This window comes from Paenibacillus albicereus (genome assembly GCF_012676905.1).
In the GTDB taxonomy this organism is placed as follows: Bacteria; Bacillota; Bacilli; order Paenibacillales; family Paenibacillaceae; genus Paenibacillus_O; species Paenibacillus_O albicereus.
In genome coordinates this window covers 816349-840633 of the sequence record NZ_CP051428.1, presented here as the reverse complement: position 1 = coordinate 840633, position 24285 = coordinate 816349, and the positions used below count along the sequence as shown (strand labels likewise).

At 66.2% G+C, this 24285-nt stretch carries 19 protein-coding genes, 2 pseudogenes and 1 other annotated feature; of the genes and pseudogenes, 7 read left to right on the top strand and 14 right to left on the bottom strand.

The window, feature by feature from the left end; genetic code table 11:
* The first annotated feature begins 172 nt into the window (after positions 1-172).
* Positions 173-412, top strand: a complete 240-nt coding sequence (locus HGI30_RS03755) for a hypothetical protein (RefSeq protein ID WP_168906421.1) — start codon at positions 173-175, stop codon at positions 410-412.
* A gap of 742 nt (positions 413-1154) precedes the next feature.
* On the opposite strand, the gene msrA is transcribed toward HGI30_RS03755, so the two are convergent.
* The 3 genes from msrA to HGI30_RS03740 all read right to left on the bottom strand — a co-directional run bounded on the left by msrA (position 1155) and on the right by HGI30_RS03740 (position 4468).
* Positions 1155-2327 (bottom strand): peptide-methionine (S)-S-oxide reductase MsrA, encoded by a 1173-nt coding sequence (gene msrA / locus HGI30_RS03750; RefSeq protein WP_328805240.1) that lies wholly within the window; start codon positions 2325-2327, stop codon positions 1155-1157.
* A gap of 84 nt (positions 2328-2411) precedes the next feature.
* On the bottom strand, positions 2412-4031 hold the full coding sequence (locus HGI30_RS03745) for a gamma-glutamyltransferase family protein (RefSeq protein ID WP_168909706.1): 1620 nt from the start codon (positions 4029-4031) through the stop codon (positions 2412-2414).
* 110 nt (positions 4032-4141) lie between these two features.
* Positions 4142-4468 (bottom strand): antibiotic biosynthesis monooxygenase family protein, encoded by a 327-nt coding sequence (locus HGI30_RS03740; protein WP_168906420.1) that lies wholly within the window; start codon positions 4466-4468, stop codon positions 4142-4144.
* Positions 4469-4619: 151 nt separating this feature from the next.
* Here HGI30_RS03740 and HGI30_RS03735 point away from each other — a divergent pair, with 151 nt between their 5' ends.
* Together HGI30_RS03735 and HGI30_RS03730 are read left to right on the top strand one after the other, a co-directional pair.
* On the top strand, positions 4620-5588 hold the full coding sequence (locus HGI30_RS03735; protein ID WP_168906419.1) for a quinone oxidoreductase family protein: 969 nt from the start codon (positions 4620-4622) through the stop codon (positions 5586-5588).
* A gap of 26 nt (positions 5589-5614) precedes the next feature.
* Entirely contained in the window at positions 5615-6316 is a 702-nt protein-coding gene (locus HGI30_RS03730) for a 4'-phosphopantetheinyl transferase family protein (protein ID WP_168906418.1), read from the top strand.
* 325 nt (positions 6317-6641) lie between these two features.
* On the opposite strand, the gene HGI30_RS03725 is transcribed toward HGI30_RS03730, so the two are convergent.
* Together HGI30_RS03725 and HGI30_RS03720 are read right to left on the bottom strand one after the other, a co-directional pair.
* Complete coding sequence (locus tag HGI30_RS03725) at positions 6642-8207, bottom strand: (Fe-S)-binding protein (RefSeq protein ID WP_235680400.1); 1566 nt, start codon at positions 8205-8207, stop codon at positions 6642-6644.
* A gap of 421 nt (positions 8208-8628) precedes the next feature.
* Positions 8629-10044: an FAD-linked oxidase C-terminal domain-containing protein gene (locus HGI30_RS03720; RefSeq protein ID WP_168906417.1), complete on the bottom strand. Its 1416-nt coding sequence runs from the start codon at positions 10042-10044 to the stop codon at positions 8629-8631.
* A gap of 137 nt (positions 10045-10181) precedes the next feature.
* Here HGI30_RS03720 and HGI30_RS03715 point away from each other — a divergent pair, with 137 nt between their 5' ends.
* A complete protein-coding gene (locus HGI30_RS03715) occupies positions 10182-10895 on the top strand; it encodes a FadR/GntR family transcriptional regulator (RefSeq protein WP_168906416.1) in 714 nt (237 codons plus the stop codon).
* A 1032-nt stretch (positions 10896-11927) separates the two neighbouring features.
* Here HGI30_RS03715 and HGI30_RS23625 read toward each other — a convergent pair.
* Both HGI30_RS23625 and HGI30_RS03710 read right to left on the bottom strand, forming a co-directional pair.
* A pseudogene (locus HGI30_RS23625) lies at positions 11928-12114 on the bottom strand (DinB family protein); the annotation flags it as partial.
* 121 nt (positions 12115-12235) lie between these two features.
* Positions 12236-13255 (bottom strand): zinc-dependent alcohol dehydrogenase family protein, encoded by a 1020-nt coding sequence (locus HGI30_RS03710; protein ID WP_235680308.1) that lies wholly within the window; start codon positions 13253-13255, stop codon positions 12236-12238.
* Positions 13256-13422: 167 nt separating this feature from the next.
* Between HGI30_RS03710 and HGI30_RS03705 the strand changes: the two genes are divergently transcribed.
* Both HGI30_RS03705 and HGI30_RS03700 read left to right on the top strand, forming a co-directional pair.
* On the top strand, positions 13423-13827 hold the full coding sequence (locus HGI30_RS03705; RefSeq protein ID WP_168906415.1) for a winged helix-turn-helix transcriptional regulator: 405 nt from the start codon (positions 13423-13425) through the stop codon (positions 13825-13827).
* A gap of 173 nt (positions 13828-14000) precedes the next feature.
* Positions 14001-14234, top strand: a binding site (T-box leader).
* 219 nt (positions 14235-14453) lie between these two features.
* Positions 14454-15974: pseudogene (locus HGI30_RS03700) on the top strand (2-isopropylmalate synthase); the annotation flags it as partial.
* 944 nt (positions 15975-16918) lie between these two features.
* Here the strand turns inward: HGI30_RS03700 and HGI30_RS03695 are convergent.
* The 4 genes from HGI30_RS03695 to HGI30_RS23145 all read right to left on the bottom strand — a co-directional run bounded on the left by HGI30_RS03695 (position 16919) and on the right by HGI30_RS23145 (position 20178).
* Complete coding sequence (locus HGI30_RS03695) at positions 16919-17902, bottom strand: ring-cleaving dioxygenase (RefSeq protein ID WP_168906414.1); 984 nt, start codon at positions 17900-17902, stop codon at positions 16919-16921.
* Between the two features lie 114 nt (positions 17903-18016).
* Entirely contained in the window at positions 18017-18640 is a 624-nt protein-coding gene (locus HGI30_RS03690; protein ID WP_206110087.1) for an alpha/beta hydrolase, read from the bottom strand.
* 8 nt (positions 18641-18648) lie between these two features.
* Complete coding sequence (locus tag HGI30_RS03685) at positions 18649-19599, bottom strand: ring-cleaving dioxygenase (RefSeq protein ID WP_168906413.1); 951 nt, start codon at positions 19597-19599, stop codon at positions 18649-18651.
* Positions 19600-19758: 159 nt separating this feature from the next.
* Positions 19759-20178 carry a MarR family winged helix-turn-helix transcriptional regulator gene (locus tag HGI30_RS23145; RefSeq protein WP_328805275.1) on the bottom strand — a complete coding sequence of 140 codons (420 nt, stop codon included), beginning with the start codon at positions 20176-20178 and terminating at the stop codon, positions 19759-19761.
* A 50-nt stretch (positions 20179-20228) separates the two neighbouring features.
* Between HGI30_RS23145 and HGI30_RS23140 the strand changes: the two genes are divergently transcribed.
* Complete coding sequence (locus tag HGI30_RS23140) at positions 20229-20441, top strand: hypothetical protein (RefSeq protein ID WP_235680307.1); 213 nt, start codon at positions 20229-20231, stop codon at positions 20439-20441.
* A gap of 775 nt (positions 20442-21216) precedes the next feature.
* Here HGI30_RS23140 and HGI30_RS03670 read toward each other — a convergent pair.
* The 3 genes from HGI30_RS03670 to HGI30_RS03660 all read right to left on the bottom strand — a co-directional run bounded on the left by HGI30_RS03670 (position 21217) and on the right by HGI30_RS03660 (position 24276).
* Positions 21217-22218, bottom strand: a complete 1002-nt coding sequence (locus HGI30_RS03670) for a C40 family peptidase (protein ID WP_168906412.1) — start codon at positions 22216-22218, stop codon at positions 21217-21219.
* Between the two features lie 178 nt (positions 22219-22396).
* Positions 22397-23941 (bottom strand): solute symporter family protein, encoded by a 1545-nt coding sequence (locus tag HGI30_RS03665; protein WP_168906411.1) that lies wholly within the window; start codon positions 23939-23941, stop codon positions 22397-22399.
* Complete coding sequence (locus HGI30_RS03660) at positions 23938-24276, bottom strand: DUF485 domain-containing protein (RefSeq protein WP_168906410.1); 339 nt, start codon at positions 24274-24276, stop codon at positions 23938-23940. The genes HGI30_RS03665 and HGI30_RS03660 overlap by 4 nt, the downstream gene beginning before the upstream one ends.
* Positions 24277-24285 lie beyond the last annotated feature (9 nt).

Here is a 24285-nt window from a genome sequence, read left to right as displayed (position 1 = left end):
ATGAGAAAAATGAAACCCAGATTATAATTCCTTCAGACTGCTCCTCCCGGATCAATCGTCATGCTAAGATCGAGCAGGCGGCAAAGCTTGGAAAATCCGCCCACGGAATCCGCCGCCGTGTCCGCGCCGGTCCGCCGATTCCCCATTCATCCATTGCGGGAGGATATCGACCATGAGAACGATCGACGAGCTTGAACATACAGCGAGGGTACATACGGTCATTGAAGTCGTCAAGGAGGTGCTCGGGGACAGCGTGCTGACCGATGAGTTCATCGCCAGCCTGCGGCGCATGAGCTTCGAGGAGCTGGGCCAATTCGTGCTGCGCCTCGTGACGACGCGCGAGCTCGATTCGGACTTCCTGGCCGCTTCGGCCGTTGACTCCGGAGTCCAGCAGCAGCTCGGATTTATCTGAACCGCAGAAAGCGGCTGTCCCTGCCCATCGGGGACGGCCTTCGCTGCAATCGTAGACGGCAGTCGAAAAAAAACGAAAGAGCGAAGCGGCATGGTCCCGCTTCGCTCTTTCGTTTTTTGGCGTCCGCCGCTGCTGCTTAGCCCGCGATCCCTGAGCGCCCATGACCCGCTTCGGCACCGGCGGCTTGCAGCGGGACGCCGCCGGCTGGAGCTGAATCGCGCCAGCTACGAACTGGAGCGCCAGCTAGGAGTTGGATCGCGCCAGCTAGGAGCTGGATCGCGCCAGCTAGGAGCTGGATCGCGCCAGCTAGGAGCTGGATCGCGCCAGCTAGGAGCTGGATAGCGCCAGCTAGAATCTCTGCATGACGCCGGAATTTATCTGGATGCAGCTGGCGAGCAGTTGAACGCTGCTGTCTGCGTAAGATGCCGCCGCCGGCTGGAGCTGAATCACGCCGGGAAAACATCTGGATGCAGCTGGCTGCGACTGTTTGCTGCCGCTGGCTGGGAGCATTCGCCGCTAACGACTCCTGGCACGCTTAGAAGCCCTTTTTCCGCTCGTCGGACAAGCTAACGACGTATCAAACGGTTAAACCGTCCCAACGCCTTCTTTCCGCTCGTTTCGGCCGACTTTTTGGCGGCTAAGCCCGCCACGCGTCGTTAGCCGGAACGGCCCCCGGATTCGTGCCTCCTAACGCTCTGATCCGTCGTCAGCTACGGCGCAGAGCTGCCTCGCAAGCTGCTCGTCAATGCCCCTCCTCCCACAGAGCCAGCTGGCCGGCATAACCTTCCTCCGCCAGCCGGCTGCGGGGCACGAATCGCACCGCCGACGCATACACGCGGTAGTGCCCCCCGTGGCCGTCCGCATCCGCCTCCCTCAGCGCATAGCCGAGGAAAAGCCCGCTCAGCCGCGACAGCAGCGCCGTCCTCGGCGGACCGGAGCCAAGCTCCGCCTCGCGGACGATCAGGCCGTCATGCAGCGGTCGCCGGAAAGCCGGCCACCCGTCACCGGCATCGAACTGATCCCGCGTGCCGAACAGCGGGTCCCCGGTCAGCAGGTCGACGTACAGCCCTTCCTCCGACCCGTCGCCGCCCGCATGAGCATGAGCCGGCTCCGGCCGACGCTCCAGCGCGACCCGTCTCTGCTCTTCCGTCAGCAGGCTTTCCAGCCGCTTGCGGTCCGGCTCCCGATCCCAATGGCGGCGCAGGAACTCGTCCCTCCCCGAAGCCTGCCGATAGAGCCGGTAATGGCCGAAGCGCCGACGGTGGACCTGCTGATGCTCCTCCTCCGCCGGATAGAACGGGCCTGCGGGTACGATCTCCGTGGCGATCCGCCCCTTGAAGCGGCCGCTCCGCTCCAGCGCCCGCCGGGAAGCCTCCGCCAGCTCGCGCTGCCGCTCGTCATGGACGAAGATGGCCGTCCGGTACGAAGCGCCCCGATCCTGGAACTGGCCTCCCGCATCCGTCGGATCGATCTGCCGCCAGAACAGGTCGAGCAGCCGCTCATAGGGGAAAAGGCGCGGATCATGCTCGATCCGCACCGCCTCCGCATGGCCGGTCGTCTCCGACGCCACCTGCTCGTAGGTCGGATCGTCCGTCCAGCCGCCCGTGTAGCCCGACGTGACGCTCCGGATGCCCGGCAGCTGCTCGAACGGCTCGACCATGCACCAGAAGCAGCCGCCAGCGAACGTAGCGACGCCGATAGCCGCGTCGCCACCTTCGGCCTCGCCACTGCCGACAGCAAGGCTTGCGCCCGGCCCTTCCGGCCCAGACGTCCCGACCGGCATAGCCGCTCCATGCGGCTCGGCTGGACGTGCGCCGCGCCGGCCGGCCGATTCCGCACCGTCCGGCACTCGCGCTCCCGTCCTACCGGTCTCGGCTCGGCTCCCGCCGGCCTCGCCCGAGCCGGCTCCTGGCATTGTTCCCCTCCCGCCGGCCGTCTTCTTCTCTCCCGTACGTCCGCGCTTCAGGCGGGCGAGCGCCTCCCGCAGCAGCCGCATCGATCAATAGCCCGCGACGATGCCGTCCGTGCGGAAGTCGGTGCCGCCGCACAGCACGCCCGTCGCCGGATCGCGCAGGATGATCTGTCCGCGCCCGAACGAGCCGAAGCCGTCCTCTCTGCGCACGGCATGCCCCATCCGCTCCAGCGCCTCCGCGGCCTCCTGCGGGAAATGCGGCTCCACCGACACGCTCCGCCCCTCATGCCATTGCCAGCGCGGAGCGTCGAGCGCCGCCTGCGGATGCAGGTTGTAGTCGACGAGGTTCATGACCGCCTGCACATGGCCCTGCGGCTGCATGTAGCCGCCCATCACGCCGAACGGACCGACCGGCTGGCCGCCGCCGCGCGTGAGAAAGGCGGGGATGATCGTGTGGTACGTCTTCTTGCCCGGCAGCAGCGCGTTCGCATGGGACGGATCGAGCGAGAAGTCCGCGCCGCGGTTCTGCAGGGCGATGCCGGTGCCCGGCACGACGATGCCCGAGCCGAAGCCCATGTAGTTGCTTTGGATGAACGATACCATGTTGCCTTCGTTGTCCGCCGTCGCCAGATAGACCGTGCCGCTGCCGCCCGGACGGCCGGGCTCCGGCATCATCGCCTGCGGCCCGATGAGGCCGCGCCGGAGCGCCGCGTACTCCGGAGAGAGCAGCTGCTCGGGCGCGACCTTCATGTGGCGCGGATCGGTCAGATGCTTCAGCCCGTCGGCAAAGGCGAGCTTCGTGGCTTCCAGCTGCCGATGGATCGCGCCCGCTTCGAGCCGGTCCTCCGGCCGGAAGTCGAAGCCGTCCAGGATGGACAGCGCCTGCAGCGCGACCAGCCCCTGGCCGCTCGGCGGCATTTCCCATACCTCGAAGTCGCGGTAGCGGACATGGATCGGATCGACCCACTCCGGCGCGTAGGCCGCCAGGTCGGCCGCCGTCAAGAAGCCGCCGCGCTCCCAGATGCAGGCGTGGATCCGCTCGGCCAGCTCGCCTTCGTAGAAGCTGCGCGCGCCGCTGCGGCTGATCGAGCGGAGCGTCTCGGCATGCGCCGGCGATGCCCACAGCTCGCCGGGCCGCGGCGCGCGGCCATGCGGCGCGAAGGTCTCCATCCAGGCCGCGACGTCCTCGGCGGACAGCTGCTTGCCGTACGATTGAAAGGCCCGGTCCCAATAGAAGGCGGCGACCGGCGAGACCGGGTAGCCTTGCTCCGCATAGCTCGCTGCCGGCTCCAGCAGCTCGTCCAGCCCGAGCCGCCCGAAGCGGGCGCTCAGCTCCGCCCAGGCGGCCGGCGCGCCGGGCACCGTCACCGCTTCGGCGCCGAGCCGAGGCATCGCCTCATGGCCGCGCTCCCGCAACGCGTCGATGGACATCGACGCCGGCGCCGGGCCGTTGCCGCTGAGTCCGTGCAGGCGGCCGCCGGTCCAGACGAGCGCGAAGGCGTCGCCGCCGATGCCGTTGGAGCAGGGCTCGACGACCGTGAGCGCGGCCGCGGCCGCGACGGCGGCGTCGATCGCGTTGCCGCCTTGGCGCAGGATGTCCAGCCCGGCCTGGGCGGCGAGCGGCTGCGATGTCGCGACCATGCCTCTGCGGGCATAGGCAGGCTGACGGTAGGAAGGATGCGGATGATGCAGCGGGTCAAAGGTCATGGACACGTTCGGTGAGCCTCCTTGAAGGGAAATTCTTCCTCCATTATACCACCGGCTGCCCGCCGGCGCGCGCCGCTCCGTGTCCACCCCGTTGCCCCGCCTCGCCACAGTCACTCTCTTTCGAACCCGTACTCCCTCTCCACCTTGCAGATTCGGGTCTTGTACGTCCGGTACCATTCCGCCGCGCCCTGCCTCTGGGCGACGAGATGCCGCTCGTTCTGCTTCCAGCCGCGGATGGCTTCGAGGGACTCCCAATAGGAAACCGTAATGCCGAGTCCGTCCCGAGCGCTCTCCACCCCGAGGAATCCGGGCTGCCGGTAGGCCAGCTGCTCCATCTCCTCGGCCATCTCCCCGTAGCCGTTGTCTCCATCCGTCCGTTCCGAAGTGAAAATGACGGCATAATACGGCGCTTCCGGCGTATTCGCGATTCCGCTCATGGCTCCACCTCCGTTTGGTGTGCGCGTCGGGGACGTCCTGACGCATGTCATGCAGATAGCCCCTTTCGCATCGATGCTGAACTCTACTATACTACGGGAATAGGACACGGAGCCTTAAAAACGACGGCTAGAGGAAAGGGGACGCAGCGAAATGAAAGCATTGGTTTTCCATGCCTTCGGAGGTCCGGAGGCGCTCCGCTACGAGGAGATCGCCGATCCTCTCCTCGGGGAGGGCGAGGCGCTCGTCCGCATGCAGGCGATCGGCCTGAACTTCGCGGACATCTACCGCCGCAACGGCAACTACCATCTGGCCGGCCAGCCGCCCTACATCCTCGGCTACGAGGGAGCGGGAGTCGTCGAGCAGGTCGGGAGCGTAGCGGGCGCGCTGCGGCCCGGCGACCGCGTCGCGTTCGCCGATGCGCCCCATGCCAACGCCGAGCTCGTCAAGGTGCCGGTCGACCGGATCATCCCGCTGCCGGACGACATCTCGTGCGAACAGGCGGCCGCCGTGCTGCTGCAGGGACTGACCGCCCAGTACCTCGTGCAGGACAGCTACGCCGTCTCGGCCGGCGACGACGTGCTCGTCCATGCCGCTGCTGGCGGCGTCGGCCAGCTGCTCGTGCAGATGGCGGCGGCGAAGGGCGCGCGCGTGCTCGGCCTGACGTCTTCCCCGGGCAAGCGCGAGGCCGCCCTGCGCGCAGGCGCGGACGAGGCGCTGCTGTACGGCCCGGACTGGGCCGGCGAGGCGCGCCGGTGGAGCCGGGACGGCCAAGGCGTGTCGGTCGCCTACGACTCAGTCGGCTCGACGCTGCCGGACAGCTTCGCGGCGGTGCGGAAACGGGGAGCCGTCGTCTTCTACGGCATGGCCGGCGGAGATCCCGAGCCTGTCGATCCGCGGATGCTAATGGACACGTCCAAGACGCTGACCGGCGGCGATCTGTGGAACCACGTCACGACGGCGGAGGAGCGCATCGCCCGCTCGGGCGAGCTGTTCCAGTGGATCCGCGACGGCCGCCTGCGGCTGGCCGACATCCGGCGCTTCTCTTTGCAGGACGGGGCCGAGGCGCATCGCCTGCTGGAGAGCCGGCTGCATGGCGGAAAGATCGTATTGATTCCTTGACCCTTTCCTTGCCGATACCTAGGGAGGTGGATCGCATCGCGAAATTATGGCTGCTGCCGCTCGATGACGCAGCGTCCCGGGAGGCCGCGCAGGGCTGGCCGCTCCTGTCGGCAGACAAGCAGGCCCGGCTGCTCCGCTTCCGCCGCGAGGAGGACCGGCTGCGCGGGCTATGGGCGGAGCTGCTGCTGCGGAGCGTCGTCTGCCGCGAGCTCGGCTGGTCGAACCGCGACATCTCGTTCGTCTTCAATGCGTACGGCAAGCCGCAGCTGGCAGGCGGCTCCAGCTTTCATTTCAACGTGTCGCACTCGGGCGGCTGGATCGCTTGCCTCGCCGACCGCCAGTCCGTCGGCGTCGATGTGGAGGCGCATGCGCCGGTCGAGCCTGCCCTGGCGCAGGCTTGCTTCTGCGAGGAGGAGCTGGCGTTCCTGAACGTCTCGTCGCCCGGGAGCGAAGACTGGACTCGCCGCTTCTTCCGGCTGTGGACCGCCAAGGAGAGCGCCGTCAAGGCGCTCGGCAAAGGGCTGTCGGTGCCGCTGCCGAGCTTCAGCGTCCTGCCCGCTCTCGTCGGAGACGGCCGGGTCGCGCTGGAGGACGGCGAGTACCGGCTGCGCGAGCTATCCGTGGACCCGGCGTACAGCCTGGCCGCCTGCTGCTCGCCGGAGTCCGTATGGGAGGGCGTCGAGATCGCGGATGCCGAGTCCGTGCTGGCGGAGGCAGGCAGGCGATAGCCCCGGGCAGGCGGTAGCTGCAAGCGCCTCGGCGCGGGCTTCCGCATCCATAACAAGAGGATTCATCGACATAGAGAACGGAAATCGATCCGGTCTCGTCTCCTCCACGTTCACCGCGCATCCTGCCGCAGCCAAGCTCAATGCCAAGAGCCCGCCGCCCCGTCGTTTCTTCGCCCTCATTGGCCCTCCTCCATTCACCCAAATTTCACCTCTTTAAATGGCCATTTCATTTACTTTTAATGGATTTAATAATATTAGAGAAGCGGGCATGAAAAAGAACCCGACCATGACAATGGATCGGGTTCTATTCACGTCTCCCAGCGTCCTAGCTCTCTCTCGCCGCGACCCGCTCATGCAGGAAGTCGACCACGTGCATGACCTTCATCGTCGACGGATCGCCGTGCTTGTGCACGCCGAGCTTCATCTGCAGCAGGCAGCCGGGGTTGCTCGTCAGCAGGTAGCTCGCGCCGGTCGCGCCGGCGTGCTCCATCTTGTGCTCCAGCAGCTGGCCGGCCATCTCCGGCTGCAGCACGTTGTAGATGCCCGCCGAGCCGCAGCAGCGGTCCGCCTCCCTCATCTCCACGAACTCGACGCCGCCGGTCTGGCGGATCAGCGTCCGCGGATCGGACGAGCCCTTCATGCCGTTGCGCAAATGGCAAGAATCCTGATACGTGACTCGCACCGGCGTGCGCAGCCCGCCAGCGTCGGCCAGGTCCGCGCCGAGGGCGGAAGTGCAGCCGCCTCCGCAGCTTCCGCCGTGGCCGGCCTTCCCTGCCGCAGCGATCGGCGCCGCGACGATGTGTCCTGACGATGCCGTCGACGATGCCGTTGACGATGCAACAGCTGAAGCTGGCTCGTGTTCCCCTCTGCCTTTCGTCCCACCGCCGCAAGCGGAGTTCGACCACGCCGCAGCGGCGGCCTCGCCGGCCGCCTGCAGCGCGCCGTCCAGCGGCAGGCGGCCGCTGGCGACGAGCAGCCGGCTCACGTCGACGACGCGGGCGGCGAATCCCTGCGCCAGCTCCGCATGATCTGGATCGTCCTGCAGCAGATGCCCGTACTCGGCCAGCTGCGCCCCGCAGCCGCCGGCATTGGAGACGATCCACTGGATGCCGCCGTCGCGGAACGCCTCCAGGTTCCGCACCGCGAGCTCCCGCGCCTGATCCAGCTCCCCGCTGTGCGCATGGAGCGCCCCGCAGCACGCCTGCTCGCGCGGGATGACGACGTCATAGCCCGCCTGCGCCAGCAGCTCCGCCGTGTTGACGTTCGTGCCGGCGAACAGCACATCCATGATGCAGCCGCGGAACAGCGCCACGCGCCCGAGCGATTCGCCTTGGGCCGGCAGGAACGTGCCGATCCGCTCGATGACCCCGCGCGAGGAGGCGTCCGGCAGGATCTCTTCCATCTCGCGCATCGGCGCCGGGAACAGCTTCAGGATGCCCGTGCCCCGAGCGACCTTTCGCAGCCCCGACTTCTGGTACAGCGCAAGCGCGCCGCCGAGCGCCCGCAGGCTGCCTCGCCTCGGGAAGACGCCCTTGAACAGCGCCGCGCGGAGGCCTTTCACCGGAGCGCTGTGCGCGGAGTGATCCTCCAGCGCGTCGCGCGCCTGCTCGATCAGCTGGCCGTACTTCACGTCCGCCGGACAAGCCGGCTCGCAGGCGCGGCAGCCGAGGCAATGGTTCATCTGAGCGCGGAAGCTCTCGTCCGGGTCCATCAGGCCGTCGGCGACGGCCTTCATGAGGGCGATTCGCCCGCGCGGCGACTCCGGCTCGATGCCGGTCTCGCGGAACGTCGGGCACGCCGGCAGGCAAAAGCCGCAGCGCATGCAGTTCGTCAGCTGGTCGTAGTCCAGCTTGGCGAGCAGCGTGCGCGCAAGCGGATTCGCATGCTCGATCTGCGGCTTGCCGAAGCCGGAGCCATGCGCACCGCCACCCGCCGAATGCCCCGCGCCTCCTGAGCCCGTCGCGCCGCCCGCCGCCGCTCCCGGCAAAGCCGCGCGTTGGATGCCGCCTGCCCCTTGCGCTCCGCCTGCGGCTGACGCCATCCAGGCGGACGCGGAAGGCCGGCGCTCGGAAGGCAGCTCCTGCGCGATCGAGGCCAGCCCTGCCGGAGCGGCTGCAGCCTGCGGCCATCCGCCTGCTCCTCCTCGGTCCAGGCCCGGGAGGGCCGCATGGGCCGCGCCTGCCTTTTTCATCCCGGCTCCGACGATTCCATCTGCGCCCGTGCCAGCTCCAGCCGGCGCCGACGTCCATCCCAGGCCGAGCGAGAGCGCCGCCGCCCGCCGCGGCTTCAGCCGCTCCTTCAAGCTCATGCGGTCAGCCATGCTGGATCACCACCCGTTTGCGCCGGTCCTTGGCGAACATCTTGCCGGGATTGAGCAGGCCGTGCGGGTCGAACGCGGCCTTGATCGCTTCCATGACCGCCATGCCGCTCTCGCCGACCTTCCACTCCAGGTACGGCGCCTTCACGACGCCGACGCCGTGCTCGCCGGTGATCGTGCCGCCCATCGAGATCGCCGCTTCGAAAATTTCCGCAAACGCCTCCTCGACCCGGTGCACCTCCTCCGCGTCGCGCGCGTCGGTCGTCGCCGTCGGATGCAGGTTGCCGTCGCCTGCATGGCCGAACGTCGCGATGTTCACCTGATGCTTGGCGGCGATCTCGCCGATGCGCCGCACCATGTCCGCGATGCGCGAGCGCGGCACGGTCGCATCCTCCAGAATCGTCGTCGGCCGCAGGCGGGCGAGCGCCGTGAAGGCGCTGCGCCGCGCGGCGATCAGCCGCTCCGCGTGCTCGCGCGTCTCGGCGACCTCGACGCGGTCGGCCCGCTCGGCGAGGCAGACGGCGCGGATCGCTTCCATGTCGCGCTCGACGACCTCCGGCTCGCCGTCCTGCTCGATGAGCAGGATCGCCTCCATGTCGCGCGGCAGCCCGAGCTTGGCGAAATCATCGACGACCCGGATCGTCGGGTTGTCGAGAATTTCCAGCGTGGCGGGAATGATGCGGCTCTCGATGATGCGCGAGACGGTGCGCGCCGCTCCCTGCAGGTCGCGGTACATCGCGAGCATCGTCTTCTTGGCGGCCGGAGGCGGCACGAGCTTCAGCGTCGCCTCGGTCACGATCGCCAGCGTCCCCTCCGAGCCGACGAGCAGCTTGGTCAGGTCGTAGCCGGCGACGTCCTTGACCAGCTTGCCGCCGGTGCGGATGATCTCGCCGCTCGCCAGCACGGCTTCGAGCCCGAGCACGTAGTCCTTGGTCGTGCCGTACTTGAGCCCGCGCAGGCCGCCGGAGTTCTCGCTGATGTTGCCGCCGATCGTCGAGATCTTCATGCTGCTCGGGTCCGGCGGATAGTACAGCCCGAGCGACTCGACATGGTCGGTGAACGCCTGCGTGATGAGGCCCGGCTGCACCGTCGCCGTCAGATTGTCCAGATCGACCTCCAGGATGCGGTTCATGCGGTGCATGACCAGCACGACGCCGCCCTGCAAAGGCACCGTGCCCCCGCACAGGTTCGAGCCCGAGCCGCGCGTCACGACCGGCACCCGATGCTCCGCCAGCAGCTTCATGATCTCCGACACCTGCTCCGTCGTCTCCGGGTACACGACCCCGTCCGGCAGGCTCTGCAGCATCGGCGTCCCGTCGTACGAATGGGCGACCCGTGCCTCCATGTCGTCCCTCGCATGCTTCTCCCCGACGATGCCCTGCAGCCGCTCCAGCAGCGATTGGTCCAGCATGTTCGTTCCCCCTGTTCATCCCTGATCTATTCATCAGGTCATCAGATGACTTATGCCGCTCATTATATGCTATAATGCTGGCATTGACTAGGGAGCGTTTGCGAAAACGCTCTGAGGAATCCGGAGGGCGAGGCTGCATGAAGATCACATCCGCCAAAAACCACGAGCTCGTCGCGGGCCACCTGCTGGAGCAGATCCAGAGCGGCGCCTGGCAGCCGGGGCAGCGCCTGCCGTCGGTCGTCGAGCTGGCCGAGCAGTACGGCGTCGGCCGCTCGACGATCCGCGAGGCGACGAGCGCGCTCAAGGCGACCGGCTGGCTCGACGTGCGCCATGGCGGCGGCACGTTCGTCAAGGCGGTGCTGCCGAGCGACCCGCGCCACGGCGCGGACATGCTCTTCGAGAGCGCCGGCTCGCTCGCCGAGCTGCTGGAGGTGCGGCGCGCGCTCGAGGCCGGCGCGGTGCGGCTCGCCGCCATGCGGCGGGGCGAGCCGGAGCTGGCGCGGCTGGGCGAGGCGTTCGCGCAGATGGAAGCGGCGCTGGAGCGCGGCGACACGGCGGCCGGGGAGCGCGCGGACACCGCGTTCCACATGGCCATCGCCGGCGCGGCGGGCAATCCGCTGCTCGCCGGCATGATGGAGTCGCTCGCGGACCGCTTCGAAGCGACGATCCGGCAGACGCGGGAGCTGCGCTTCTACCGCGAGCCCGGCACAGCCGAGCGGCTGCTCGACGAGCACGCGGGCATCCTGGACGCGATCGAGCGCGGCGACGCCGCGCTCGCCGAGCAGCGGCTGACGCGCCATCTCGACGGCGTGCTCGCCGCGCTGCAGGAGGCGATCGCCGCGCAGGGATGAGCGTGGCGGCAAGCGCGGCACGGGCGGATAGCAGCAGCACGGGCGGATAGCAGTAGCACGGGCGGATAGCGCGGCACGGGCCGATAGCACGCCACAGGCGGATAGCACAGCACGGGCCGATAGCAGCAGCACGGGCGGATAGCAACGGGATGCGGCGGCTATACGGCTACGGTGCATGGGCGACGCCTCCCCGATGACCGCCTCGGAGCCGATGAACTCGATTTTATCGAGTTAATCCCTACCCGACGGCTGCCTCGGAGCTGATTAACTCGATTTTATCGAGTTCATCCCCACCCGACGGCCGCCTCGAGGCCGATTAACTCGATTTTATCGAGTTAATCCCTACCCGACGGCCGCCTCGGAGCCGATTAACTCGATTTTATCGAGTTAATCCCTACCCGACGGCTGCCTCGGAGCCGATTAACTCGATTTTATCGAGTTAATCCCTACCCGACGGCCGCCTCGGAGCCGATTAACTCGGTTTTATCGAGTTCATCCCCACCCGACGGCCGCCTCGAAGCCGATTAACTCGATTTTATCGAGTTAATCCCTATGCGACGGCCGCCTCGGAGCCGATTAACTCGACTTTATCGAGTTAATCCCCATCCGACGGCCACCTCGAAGCCGATTAACTCGATTTTATCGAGTTAATCCCTACCCGAGGGCCGCCTCGAAGCCGATTAACTCGATTTTATCGAGTTAATCCCTACCCGACGGCCGCCCCGAAGCCGATTAACTCGATTTTATCGAGTTAATCCCTACCCGACGGCCGCCTCGAAGCCGATTAACTCGATTTTATCGAGTTAATCCCTACCCGACGGCCGCCTCGGAGCCGATTAACTCGATTTTATCGAGTTAATCCCTACCCGACGGCCGCCTCGGAGCCGATTAACTCGATTTTATCGAGTTAATCCCCACCCGACGGCTGCCTCGAAGCCGATTAACTTGATTTTATCGACTTCATCCCTATGCGACGTCCGCCTCAGAGCAAGCTAACTCGATTTTATCGAGCTTTTTCAGCCTCCCGGCTTCCTACTCCAACTTAGAGCTCCGATGAAGAGCGGCCGCTGCCAGATCGACTTGACCGGGCAGCGGCCGCTTCAAGCTGCGATCAATGGAGTTGGCCGACACTGAGCTCCGTCCGAGCTTGCGCCCAGATCGACAGCTGGCCGATAGGATGGACTTCATGGACCACCATATGGCGCAGCACCTCCCCGAGGCTCGGCCCTACGCCCTTCTCGGAGCTCCTCAGCTCGTCGACGTCCATGGCGCACCAACTCTCCAGGTACGGGACGACCTCTTCTCAGCACTTGGCCGAATAGCCGGTCCGCTGCTCCGCCTCACAGCTCCAGTACGATCTTGCCGACATGCTCGCCTGCGGCGAGCCGCGCGAACGCCTCCTCGTACCGCTCCAGCGGGTAGACGCGGTCGATGGCCGGACGCAGTCGATGCTGCTCCAGCGCGCGGTTCATCGCCTCGAACATGTCCCGGCTCCCGACGCTGACCGCCTGCAGCCGCGCCCGGCGCTGGATCGCCGGCACGATGCGGAAGCCCTCGACCGCTCCGCCCGACAGCAGCCCGACGAGGCTGATGCGTCCGCCCTGGCGCAGCGCCTCGACCGACCGGTTCAGCGTGTCCGCGCCGCCGACGTCAAGCACATGGTCCGCTCCGCGTCCGCCGGTCAGGCGCAGCACCTCCCGCTCCCACTCCGGATGCTCGCGGTAGTTCACGCCCTCGTCCGCTCCCAGCTCCCGGGCCCGCTGCAGCTTGTCTTCGCAGCTCGACAGCACGATGACGCGCGCGCCCTGCAGCTTAGCGAGCTGCAGCGCGAACACGGCTACGCCTCCCGTCCCCTGCACGACGACGGTGTCGCCGGCCTTCACCTGGCCCTCCTCGACGATCGCCTGCCAGGCCGTCACGGCCGCGCACGGGAGCGCGGCCGCCTCCGCGTCGCTCAAGTACGCCGGCACGGCGACGAGCGATTGCTCCGGGAATACCCGGTATTCCGAAATCACTCCATCCAGCGGGCCTCCGAGCGAGCTGGCCCGGCTTTCCGCCGTTACCTCTCCGGAGATCCACTCCTGGAAAAAGATGCCGCTGACCCGCTCTCCGACCGCGAACCGGCTCGTTCCGGGTCCGAGCCGCACGATCTCCCCGACCGCATCGGAGCCGAGCACGAGCGGCTGGGCCAGGTCCCAGCCGTATTCGCCATGGATGAAGCCCAGATCGCGTGCGTTCAGTGACGCCGCCCGAATGCGGACGAGCACTTCTCCGTTTCCCGGCTCCGGAATCGGCCGGCCGTCCACGCTGACCCCCTCCATTCCAAGCTTCCCATGCAGCTGCAGCGCCTTCATCGTCATCCCGCTCACGCTTCCTCTCTCCGCCCCGGCCGATCGGCCGGACGCCTTGTATTCCCGACTTGCGTTCTCGGGTATGGCCTTCATGCTAGCAGATCGGCTATACTCGGGGTAGAAGGTACTTTATCGTGCACTGGTTACCCCAATGTGACCTGGGAGGCGTTAGATCGATGAGCAATGCCGAAACAGCCGGGCCGGCCGCCAAGCGAAAGCCCGACATCTCCCCCGAGCGCTGCGACTACACCAAGTTCCTGGACATCGTCTCCAGCAAGTGGAGCGCGCTGATCCTGTACGCGCTGGAGGACGGTCCCGTGCGCTTCGGCGAGATGGGACGGCGCATCGAGGGCATCTCCAAGAAGATGCAGACCCAGACGCTGCGCCAGCTGGAGCGGGACGGCCTCGTCCATCGCGAGCTGACGCCGTCCATCCCGCCGGTCGTCGATTATTCGCTGACGCCGCTCGGCCGGTCGCTGATCGGACCGCTGCAGGAGCTGAAGCGGTGGGCATCCATCCACCACGGCGAGGTGATGCAGGCCCGGGACAACTATGATCGGACGTTGGAGCGCGCCGACTGACGGCGGCTTGGACGGAGGCATCCCGTCAAAGCCTCGTTCCGACACGGCTTAGGCCGGAGCCCTATTCCCCGCACCTGTCCCGCCTTGGACGGAACCGCCTCTTTCACGCCCGCTTGACAATCGCCGGAACGATGGCCTATACTCATCCCTAATTCAAGCTTCGCTTCATATCGCCAACAGTCATGACTAGAACCAGTAGGATGGAATCGACCTTTCAGAGAGCCGCCGGGTGGTGCGAGGCGGCAGGAGCGCTCCGTCCGAACTCCTCTAGGAACTGCTGCCTGACAACGTAGGGCCAGCCGGAATTCCACCGTTACAGGGATAGATGGTGATGGCCATCGAACAAGATCATGCCTGCATTCAGGCATGAATTAGAGTGGTACCGCGGGCAATGCCCCGCCTCTATGCGTAGAGGCGGGGCTTTTTTCCGTTCCGGCGCCGATCGGCGGGGCGCCTGAGCCCCGCCGGTCCGCGCCGCGCAGGCGCGAATCGGCGCCCGGCTGCCGTCCGTTCCGGACGAATGCCTCGAACGCGCTGCTGCCGGATGGATTCCGGGTCCTTCCGGCCCCGCTTCACATACACGCAGGACTTTTCCAGCAATCAACCACTCAAAGGAGATGACGAACATGAACCGCAACATCATCGTACTGGACACGACGCTGCGCGACGGAGAACAGGTGCCGGGAGCGAAGCTGAACATGCCGCAAAAGATCGAGATGGCCCAGCAGCTGAAGCGGCTCGGCGTCGACATCATCGAGGCGGGCTTCCCCGCTTCGTCGCAGGGCGACTTCGAGGCGGTGCAGGCGATCGCGCGCAGCGTCGGCGACTCCGTCTCGATCACCGCGCTCGGACGCGCCGTCAAGAGCGACATCGACGCCGTCTACGAGAGCATCAAGCTCGCGCAGGACCCGCTGATCCATATCGTGCTCGGCACGTCGAACATCCATGTCGAGAAGAAGTTCAGCCGCTCCAAGGAAGCCGTCCTGCGGATGGGCGTCGACGCCGTGCGCTACGCCAAGACGCTGCTGCCCGCCGTGCAGTATTCGACCGAGGACGCCTCGCGCTCGGAGTTCGAGTACCTGTGGACGACGATCGAGGCGGTCGTCAAAGCCGGCGCGACGATGATCAACGTGCCGGACACGGTCGGCTTCGCCGTGCCGGAGGAGTTCGGCGACCTGATCCGCCGCATCAACGAGCGGCTCAAGAACCTCGACGACCGCGTCGTGCTGAGCGTCCACTGCCACAACGACCTCGGCCTGGCGACCGCCAACACGCTGAGCGCGATCCGCGGCGGCGCCGACAAGGTCGAGGTGACGATCAACGGCCTCGGCGAGCGGGCCGGCAACACCTCGCTGGAGGAGGTCGTGATGGGGCTGAAGGTGCGCGAGAGCTTCTACCGGGCGCAGACGGGCATCAACACGAAGGAGCTGATCCGCAGCTCGCGCCTGCTGACCCATCTGACCGGCCTGGACGTGCAGGTCAACAAGGCGATCACCGGGGAGAACGCCTTCGCCCACTCCTCCGGCATCCATCAGGACGGCCTGCTCAAGGACAAGAACGTGTATGAGATCATGTCGCCCGAGGACGTCGGCGCGGACAGCATGGAGCTCGTGCTGACCGCCCGCTCCGGCCGCCATGCGTTCAAGAACGCCGTGGAGAAAATGGGCTTCGACACCTCGGACGCGGCCGAGTTCGAGGCGCTGTTCGCGCAGTTCCTGGAGCTGGCCGACACCAAGAAGGAAGTGTACGACCATGACGTCTACTATCTCGCCTCCAGCCGGTCCGGCGCGTCCCGCAGCGGCGGCAAGGAGCTGTACGAGCTCGATTCGTTCCAGGTCATCACGAACGACCTGTCCCCGACCGCGACCGTGCAGCTGCGCAAGGGCGGCGAGGCGGTGAAGGGCAGCGCCGTCGGCGACGGCCCGATCGACGCGCTGTATACGGTGCTGCGCCAGCTCGTCGGCATCGACGCGGAGCTGAAGGACTACAAGATCAGCAGCCTGTCGCGCGGCAAGGAAGCGATCGGACGCGTCAACATCCGGCTCGCGGTCGGCGGCCGCGCCTACTCCGGCCGGGCGATGGACACCGACATCATCAAGGCGAGCGCCGGCGCGTTCCTGAACGCGGTCAACGCGGCGCTGCTGGACGAAGGGGCTGCGACGGCGGCGGTGCCAGTGGCGGAGCAGGCGACGGAGCAGGCGGCGACGGGGCAAGTTGCGGCGCAAGCGCAGGAGCAGGCTGCAGGGCAAGCGCAGGAGCAGGCTGCAGGGCAAGCAGAGGTGCAGGCGACGGCGGGGCTAGCAACGGACGCCGCCATGACCGGGGACGCGGCGACGGCGGGGCAAGCGGCAGACGCCGCCATCACTGCGGACGCGGCAGCAGCGGCACCATCCGCCACCTCGGCGGACTAGCGCCATGGCGGACACGTCCTCCACTCTTTCTTCGAATGGAATTTACTGTCATACAGAGCCTTGGTTTTCTCTCAGCTTCAGCTTCAGGATATCCGCCGAGGCATGAAGGACGGCTGACGATGAATGAGATCGTTAGAAGCCCCGAATGGGGCCGTTAAAAAATCTAACGACGCGTCAGGAGCTTAGCCGACAAAAAGAGCCGAAAAACGTCCTGAAATCGGCAAAAAAGCGATTTTAAGCGTCTGAGGAGTCGTTATATTTTCGGTGACGCCTAAAGAAGAGTCTAAGCGTCTGAGGAGTCGTCGGCATCGCATGGAGGGGCATCGTTCCCGCGGAACAGCAGGGAGCGGCTTTTGTAGAAGCGACGAACCCATGGGAATGTAGCGGACAGGTCGGAGGTTCGTCAACGGACCGCGACGAATCGTTCATACCCATTAACCCTTGACACAGGACACTAGGTCGCCCCGCGCGGAGAGTCGTCTGTTCGAGCCGAGTTGCTCGATGTTTCCACGCAACTTCGACATAGAGAAGGCAGAATGCCTCCCTTAAAGGCAACTGGCATCAGCGAAACTCTGCAGTCTGTCGAAGGCACTAGAGCTGCGCGAAGAAGTCCTTTATCGCAAAAAAAGCGCCTTCCCCCAGGAAGGCGCTTCGTTTTCGTTTCATGTCCTGCAGACCCTTCAGCCCTTCGCCGTCGGCAGCGGCTTCAGCTTCGCCTCGATCGCCTCGCGCTTCGGCTCGAGGAACGGCGGCAGCGCCAGCGCCTCGCCGAGGCTGTCCAGCGGCTCGTCGGTGTCGAAGCCGGGACCGTCGGTCGCCAGCTCGAACAGGATGCCGCTGGGCTCGCGGAAGTACAGCGACCGGAAATAGTAGCGGTCCACGTAACCCGAGTGATGGAAGCCCGCCTGCCCGATGCGCTCCGCCCACTCGCGCAGCGCCTCCTCGTCCTCGACGCGGAACGCGACATGGTGCACGCCGCCGCGGCCGAGCCGCTCGCGGTCGAGGTCATGGCGCTCCTCGACATGCACCCCCGCGCCGCTGCCGCCCTCGGCGACCTCGACGACGACGATGTCCGGCTGTCCCGGCACGTCGGCCGGATATTGGCTTATGCGGCGGAAGCCCATCAGCTCCGTCAGCACCCGCAGCGTCGGCTCCGCGTCCGCCACGGTAAGGCGCACCGGACCGAGCCCGAGCACGCCATGCTCCGCCGGCACCGGGCCGCCTTCCCAGGCGATGCCGGCCGGCACGCCGACGTTGCGCTCGTCGGAGATCAGCCGCATGCGCTGCCCCTCCGGATCGCGGAAGTCGAGCGTCAGCTTGCCGTCGCGCTCCTGCGGCTCGTCATGCTCGACGCCGAGACGGTCGAAGCGGTCGACCCACCAGCTGATCGAGGCGTCGGTCGGGATGCGCAGCGACGTCGTCGAGATGCTGGAGACGCCGTCCCGGTTGCGGCCCATCATCGGGAGCTCGAAGAACGTCAGCTCCGTGCCCGGGTTGCCTTTCTCATCGCCGTAGAACAGATGGTACATGCTCGTGTCGTCCTGGTTGACGGTCTTCTTGACGAGCCGCATGCCCATGACATGCGTGTAGAAATCATGGTTGTTCACAGCTCGGGCCGTCATGGCCGAGACGTGGTGGATGCCTTTGAGTGCGCTTGCTGCCATTGTCTCTTCCTCCTTGTGGATGATGGGATGGATGCCTCCGCGACGATCCGCCGCTCTTCCGCTTCCCTCAAGCGGCCGCTATTTATCGGGCGGTCCGATCGGGTGCGATCGGGCTCAGTCCCGAGCCGCCTGACCGAACGTCCGCTTGAACCAGTCCGCCGCTGCCCGGGCTTCCGTACCCGTCAGCTGGTGGCCGTAGTTTTCCCAATGCACGTCGACCTCCGCTCCCGCTCCGCGCAGCAGCTCCGTCAGCTCCTCCGTCTCATGGGGCGGGCAGATGCGGTCGTTCGCGCCCGCTCCGATGAACACCGGCATGCCGCCGAGCGCCGGCAGCTGCAGGCCGCGCCGAGGCACCATCGGATGATGCAGCACCGCCCCTCGGAACGACTCCTGCTCGTGGAAGATCAGGCTCGCCGCGATGTTCGCGCCGTTGGAGTAGCCGACCGCGACCATGTTGCTCCGGTCGAGGCCGTATTCGGCCGCCGCCGCATCCAGGAACGCCTGGAGCTCGGCGGTGCGGAGGACGAGGTCCTCCTCGTCGAAGACGCCTTCCGCCAGCCGGCGGAAAAAGCGGGGCATGCCGTTCTCCAGCACCTTGCCCCGAACGGACAGGAGCGCCGACTCGGGCGAGATCATCGCGCCGAGGCCGAGAAGGTCATGCTCGTTGCCGCCCGTGCCGTGCAGCAGCACGAGCGTCGGTGCCGCGGGGTTCTTGCCTTCTTGGTAGACGTGGATCATATCCAGGCTCATTGCTCTCCCTCCTTCAGCTTGCGGACCTCGATCGGCAGCAGGCCGTCCTCGATCTGCTGGCGATGCGGCTCGAACCACGACGGCAGCATCAGCTTGGCGCCCATCGTCTCGGCCGGCTCGTCGACCGCGAAGCCGGGAGGATCCGTGGCGATCTCGAACAGGATGCCCCCGCTCTCGCGGAAGTAGACGGCGTTGAAATACTGGCGGTCGATGACCGGCGTCGGCTGGAAGCCCGCCTCGGCCGCCGCTTGGCGCCATGCCTCATGCTCGTCGAAATCCTTGGCGCGCCAGGCGATGTGGTGGACCGTGCCCGCGCCGCCGTTGCCCCAGTCCATGTCGCCGACCGGCACGTCGATGACGTTGCCGAGCTCGCCTTCGCCGCGGAAGCGGGCGTAGCCGTCCTGCTCGCCGTCCGGCGCCAGGCCGAGCGTGCCGACGAGCGTGCGGCGCGTGCCTTTGCTGTCCGTGCTGTAAAGCACGGCGCCGCCGAAGCCTTTGATCGCGCGATCCGCCGGAATGTCCGCGAAGCCCCACGTATTTTGCGGACCCTCTTCTCGCTCGACGATCTCCAGCCGCATCCCCTCTCCGTCCGCGAACTGCAGGAACGTCTCGCCGAAGCGCTCGGCCCGGCGCGTCTCGACGCCGAAGCCGGCGAGCCGCTCTTCCCAGTACGGCAGCGCGCCGACCGGAACGCTGAGCGTCGTGATGCCGACCTGGCCGCCGCCGACCCTGCCCTTGCGCGAGCCCGGATGCGGGAAGAACGTCAGAATCGTGCCCGGCGTGCCGCCTTCGTCGCCGAAGTACAGATGGTACACTTCCGGAGCGTCGAAGTTGATCGTCTTCTTGACCATGCGCAGCCCGAGCACGCCGGCGTAGAAGTCGACGATGCCTTGCGGGTCGGTCGCGAACGCGGTGATGTGGTGGATGCCTTTCGTCACAGGTTTCATGGATGATGCCTCCCTATTATCTTAAAGTTAAAGTATTGGCTCTGCGAAGCGGAATGATGCGGCCTAGCGCGAAAATGCATTGAGATTTTCCGTCCAAGCGGACGGGCAGGGCCTGGAGGCGAGCAAGCATCCGGACGTTCTTGCTCGTGAAGCCCATTCCTACCCGGCTTCGGCTCCTTTGCCGAGCTTCTTGAGCAGCTCGCTCAGCTGCCGCTTCTCCTCGGCGTCGAGCGCCCCGGTCAGCCGGTGGATCTGCTCCGCGTGGGACGGAAAGATCGAGTCGAACAGCTGCCGCCCCTCGTCCGTCAGCTCCGCGAACGTCACCCGGCGGTCGTCCGGGCAAGGAATGCGCCGCAGCAGCCCCTTCTTCTCCAGCTTGTCGATGTTGTAGGTGACGCTGCCGCTGGTGACGAGAATCTTCTCGCCGATCTGCTGCAGCGGGACTCGGCCCTTGTTGTAGAGCACCTCGAGCACGGTGAACTCGGAGGGCGAGAGCCCGTAGCCCTTCATGTCGCGAATCGCCGGATCCATCACCGAGCGGTACGCCTTGGAGAGGACGACGAACAGCTTGAGCGACAGCTCCTGATCGGCAGCCGAATCGGCTGTACCGGGCGCTGCGTCTACGCCTGTTGCGCCTGTTGCGCCTGTTGCGCCTGTTGCGCCTGTTGCGCCTGTTGCGCCTGTTGCGCCTGTTGCGCCTGTTGCGCCTGTCGCGCCTGTCGCGCCTGGTGCGCCTGGTGCGCCTGGTGCGCCTGTTGCGCTTGTTGCGCTTGGTGCGCTTGTCGCGTCAACGGCGCCGTAGCCGGAGTGCCTTTTATCGCGATTCTTTTCGTCTTTCATGACGGCATCCCGCCCTCTTTTTCTTTAATTCAAATATCTTAAATTAAAGATAATATAGATTGGAGCTGTTGTCAACCCTTTCGTTCCGCGAAAGGGCTAGTTGCTGCCGCACTCTGCCTTGCGCTCCAGGCAAGCCATGCCTTGGTTTTCGTTGCAGCAGGCCGTTTCCCAAGATCCAGGATAGCCGCGACCTCCATGGACGCACACGCCTGAAGGAGTCCAAACCTCCTTCATGGCGCATGCCCGGCGCGCAGGCACCCGCTCAAGGAGTCCAAACCTCCTTCATGGCGCCATGCCCGGCGCGCAGACACCCGCTCAAGGAGTCCAAACCTCCTTCATGGCGCATGCCCGGCGCGCAGATACCCGCCCAAGGAGTCCAAACCTCCTTCATGGCGCATGCCCGGCGCGCAGACACCCGCTCAAGGAGTCGAAACCTCCTTCATGGCGCATGCCCGGCGCGCAGACACCCGCTCAAGGAGTCGAAACCTCCTTCATGGCGCCATGCCCGGCGCGCAGACACCCGCTCAAAGAGTCCAAACTCCCTTCATGGCGCATGCCCGGCGAACAGACACCCGCTCAAGGAGTCCAAACCTCCTTCATGGCGCCATGCCCGGCGCGCAGACACCCGCTCCAAAAGCCCGGCCTCAGGAGCAACGCCGATCGGCGCGGTTGCGCCCAGAGCCATGCCCCGAGGCGCGGACTGCCGGAGGAACGAAAAGGACCGCCCGAGGCCGCCTCATCGACCGATCGGACAGTCCCTCCTTTCAAAGCGCCCGCTTAAAGCACCCGCTTCGCGAACAGGAAGCGGCCTTTCCAGTACTCGTTGAACTCATCGACGACGACGCCCGGTTCCCCGTATGTGTGGACCATCTTGCCGTTGCCGGCATAGATGCCGACGTGGCCGACGACCTTGTTGCTGTCGAAGCGGCCCGGCGTGAAGAAGAACAGCAGGTCCCCCGCTTGCAGGTCGCTCTGGGAGACGCTTCTTCCCACCTGTCCCTGCTCCCGCGAGGTGCGCGGCAGCGAAACGCCGACCTTGTCGAACACATACTGCGTGAACGACGAGCAGTCGAAGCGCTGGGTCGCCTCATAGCTGCCGCTGCCGAAATCGTACGGCGTGCCGAGGAAGCGGCGCGCCATCGACACGACCTTCTCCGCGTCTTCGGCGGAGAGCGCGCCGTAGCGGCCGCCGATCCGCTGCGGCTGCGACGTGTCGCTCATCTGCATCGAGATGCCGCGCTGCGTGCTGCTCTTGGCGCTGTCCTGGATCGGCGTAAATCGAAGCTCGCGGGACGCGGCGTTCCAGCGCACCGGCGTCTCGAGCAGCGCCGTCAGCGATTCCGCCGACAGGCTCGGCTTGCCGCCGATCGATCTCGGCGCGGAGGGCAGCTGCACGACGCGGCCGCCGCTCATGGCGTTGCGGTCGCCAAGACGCAGCCGGTAGGCCGCGTCCGTATCGCCGATCGCGTAGCCGTCGCGCATCTCGCGCACCTTCATGTTGAGCGCCCGCGCGGCATGCTCGATCGGCAGCCACACCTGGCCGTCGGCGTCCTTCATCATCGGCACGCCCGCGACGCGCGTGCCGCCGACGACGATCGATCCCGCTTCCATCTGCTGCGAAACTTGCTGCATCTTCATGCGCGCCTCGTCGTAAGGCCGCTCCGCCTGCGAGCCGCCGCATCCCGCCAGCAGCGCCGCCGACGCCGCCAGCAAGGCGGCCGCCGGCAGCACGCGCTTCAGCCGTCTCGCCTCGTCGCCTGCACGCTTTTCCTTTGCCATGTCCAACACTCCTCGGAGTCAATGTGAAGCCATCTCTCCTAGGGTGGATCGGAGGCGGAAAATTATGCATGCATGGGCGGCCTGCACGTCGGCTCCGCAAACGCCAAAAGCCGCATCCGCCCTGGCAGGGGCAGATGCGGCTCCAGAACGGCGGCGCCAAAGCGGCGCCGCCTTCCCATCAGCGGGACGTCGGCAGCTCCGAGATGCCGGTGTTCGCCTTGACGAGCACCTCATCGTACTTGGCCTCGTCCGTCCGAGACGAGAAGTACGTGCCGAGGAAGGCGCCGAGGAAGCCGAGGGGAATCGAGATGATGCCGGGATTCGTCAGGTCGATGAGCGGCGTGCCGACGAGGATCGCTTTGCCTGCGACCGGATTCCAGACGTTCGGGCTCATCAAGACGAGCAGCAGCGCCGAGATAAGGCCGGTCAGCATGCCCGTGACGGCGCCGGCGGTATTGAATCTCTTCCAGAATACCGTGAACAGGATGACCGGCAGGTTCGCGCTCGCCGCGACGGCGAACGCCAGCGAGACGAGGAAGGCGACGTTCAGCTTCTGCGCGAACAGCGCCAGGACGATCGAGACGACGGCGACGCCGACGGAAGCGAACTTGGCCATGCGCACCTGCTCCTTTTCCTTGGCCTGGCCCTTGCGCAGGATATGGTTGTAGAAGTCGTGGGAGAAGGCCGAGGCGGCGGACAGGACGAGTCCCGCGACGACCGCGAGGATCGTGGCGAAGGCGACCGCCGAGACGAAGGCGAACAGGAACTCGCCTCCGAGCACCTTGGCGAGCAGCGGCGCGGCCATGTTGCCGGCGGCGTTCGCCTCGATGATCGCGGCTTCGCCGACGAACGCGGCCGCGCCGAAGCCGAGGAACAGCGTCATGACGTAGAAGACGCCGATGATCCACGTCGCGACGACGACGGACTTGCGCGCGGTCGGCGCGTCCTTGACCGTGAAGAAGCGGATCAGGATGTGCGGCAGGCCGGCGGTGCCGAGCACGAGCGCCAGGTTGAGCGAGATCGTGTCGAGCCCGTTCGTGAACTTGTTGCCCGGATTGAGGAACGCCTCGCCGAGGCCGGTGGCCGTCTTCATCTCCGTGAACATGTGGCCGACGTTGAAGTCGAACTTGGCGAACACGATGAGCGAGATGATGAGCGTGCCTGCCATGAGCAGCACGCACTTGATGATCTGCACCCAGCTCGTCGCCGTCATGCCGCCGAAGACGACGTAGACGGTCATGAGCACGCCGACGATGAGCACGCTCGTCGTATAGTCGAGGCTCGGGATGAGCAGGGCGATCAGGCCGCCGGCGCCGACGAGCTGCGCGATCATGTAGAAGATCGAGATGACGATCGAGTTGAGCGCCGCCACGCCGCGGATCCTCGCCTGGTTGAAGCGCGCGGCGATCATGTCGGCCATCGTGTAGCGGCCGAGGTTGCGCAGCGGCTCAGCGACGAGATAGAGCACGACGAGATAGGCGACGAGGAAGCCGATGCTGTAGAAGAAGCCGTCGAAGCCGAACAGCGCGATCATGCCGGCGATGCCGAGGAACGAGGCCGCGGACATATAGTCGCCCGCGATCGCGAGTCCGTTCTGCCAGCCGGTCAGCCCGCCTCCGGCGGTGTAGAATTCGTTGGCGGTCTTCGTTTTCTTGGAGGCGTAGTACGTGATGACGAGCGTGCCGAGCACGATCAGCAGGAACAGCAGGAACGCGGTGTTCATGACGTCTTCCGTCCTTTCTTCTCCGGCGCTTGGCCGCGCTCGGCGACCTCGGCCTTGATCTGCTCGACCATCTCGTCGAAGCGGGCGGCCCGACGGGTGTAGATCATGCAGAGCGCCCACGTCATGATGAACTGCGCGCTGGCGAGCACCCACGCCCAGGAGACGGGGCCGAGGGCCGGCTCGTTGAGCACGGTGGAGAAGGCGGTCAGCAGCGGGAGCGTGAAGTAGAAGGCCAGGAAGAAAACGCTCATGGGAAGCAGAAACTGTTTCTTCTTGCGAAGCAGCCTGCGGAACGAATCCGAATGGGCTACATCCGTGTAGGTCAGTTTGGACACCGGACTTCC

Bases quoted from the DNA above. Each gene is read 5' to 3' on its own strand.
- HGI30_RS03710 (WP_235680308.1), bottom strand. From the start codon at position 13,255: ATGACGATGAAGGCGCTGCAGCTGCATGGGAAGCTTGGAATGGAGGGG.
- HGI30_RS03740 (WP_168906420.1), bottom strand. From the start codon at position 4,468: ATGAGCGGAATCGCGAATACGCCGGAAGCGCCGTATTATGCCGTCATT.
- HGI30_RS03735 (WP_168906419.1), top strand. From the start codon at position 4,620: ATGAAAGCATTGGTTTTCCATGCCTTCGGAGGTCCGGAGGCGCTCCGC.
- HGI30_RS03690 (WP_206110087.1), bottom strand. From the start codon at position 18,640: ATGATCCACGTCTACCAAGAAGGCAAGAACCCCGCGGCACCGACGCTC.
- HGI30_RS03670 (WP_168906412.1), bottom strand. From the start codon at position 22,218: ATGGCAAAGGAAAAGCGTGCAGGCGACGAGGCGAGACGGCTGAAGCGC.
- HGI30_RS03685 (WP_168906413.1), bottom strand. From the start codon at position 19,599: ATGAAACCTGTGACGAAAGGCATCCACCACATCACCGCGTTCGCGACC.
- msrA (WP_328805240.1), bottom strand. From the start codon at position 2,327: ATGCCAGGAGCCGGCTCGGGCGAGGCCGGCGGGAGCCGAGCCGAGACC.
- HGI30_RS03695 (WP_168906414.1), bottom strand. From the start codon at position 17,902: ATGGCAGCAAGCGCACTCAAAGGCATCCACCACGTCTCGGCCATGACG.
- HGI30_RS03745 (WP_168909706.1), bottom strand. From the start codon at position 4,031: ATGACCTTTGACCCGCTGCATCATCCGCATCCTTCCTACCGTCAGCCT.
- HGI30_RS03715 (WP_168906416.1), top strand. From the start codon at position 10,182: ATGAAGATCACATCCGCCAAAAACCACGAGCTCGTCGCGGGCCACCTG.
- HGI30_RS03755 (WP_168906421.1), top strand. From the start codon at position 173: ATGAGAACGATCGACGAGCTTGAACATACAGCGAGGGTACATACGGTC.
- HGI30_RS03705 (WP_168906415.1), top strand. From the start codon at position 13,423: ATGAGCAATGCCGAAACAGCCGGGCCGGCCGCCAAGCGAAAGCCCGAC.
- HGI30_RS03720 (WP_168906417.1), bottom strand. From the start codon at position 10,044: ATGCTGGACCAATCGCTGCTGGAGCGGCTGCAGGGCATCGTCGGGGAG.
- HGI30_RS03665 (WP_168906411.1), bottom strand. From the start codon at position 23,941: ATGAACACCGCGTTCCTGCTGTTCCTGCTGATCGTGCTCGGCACGCTC.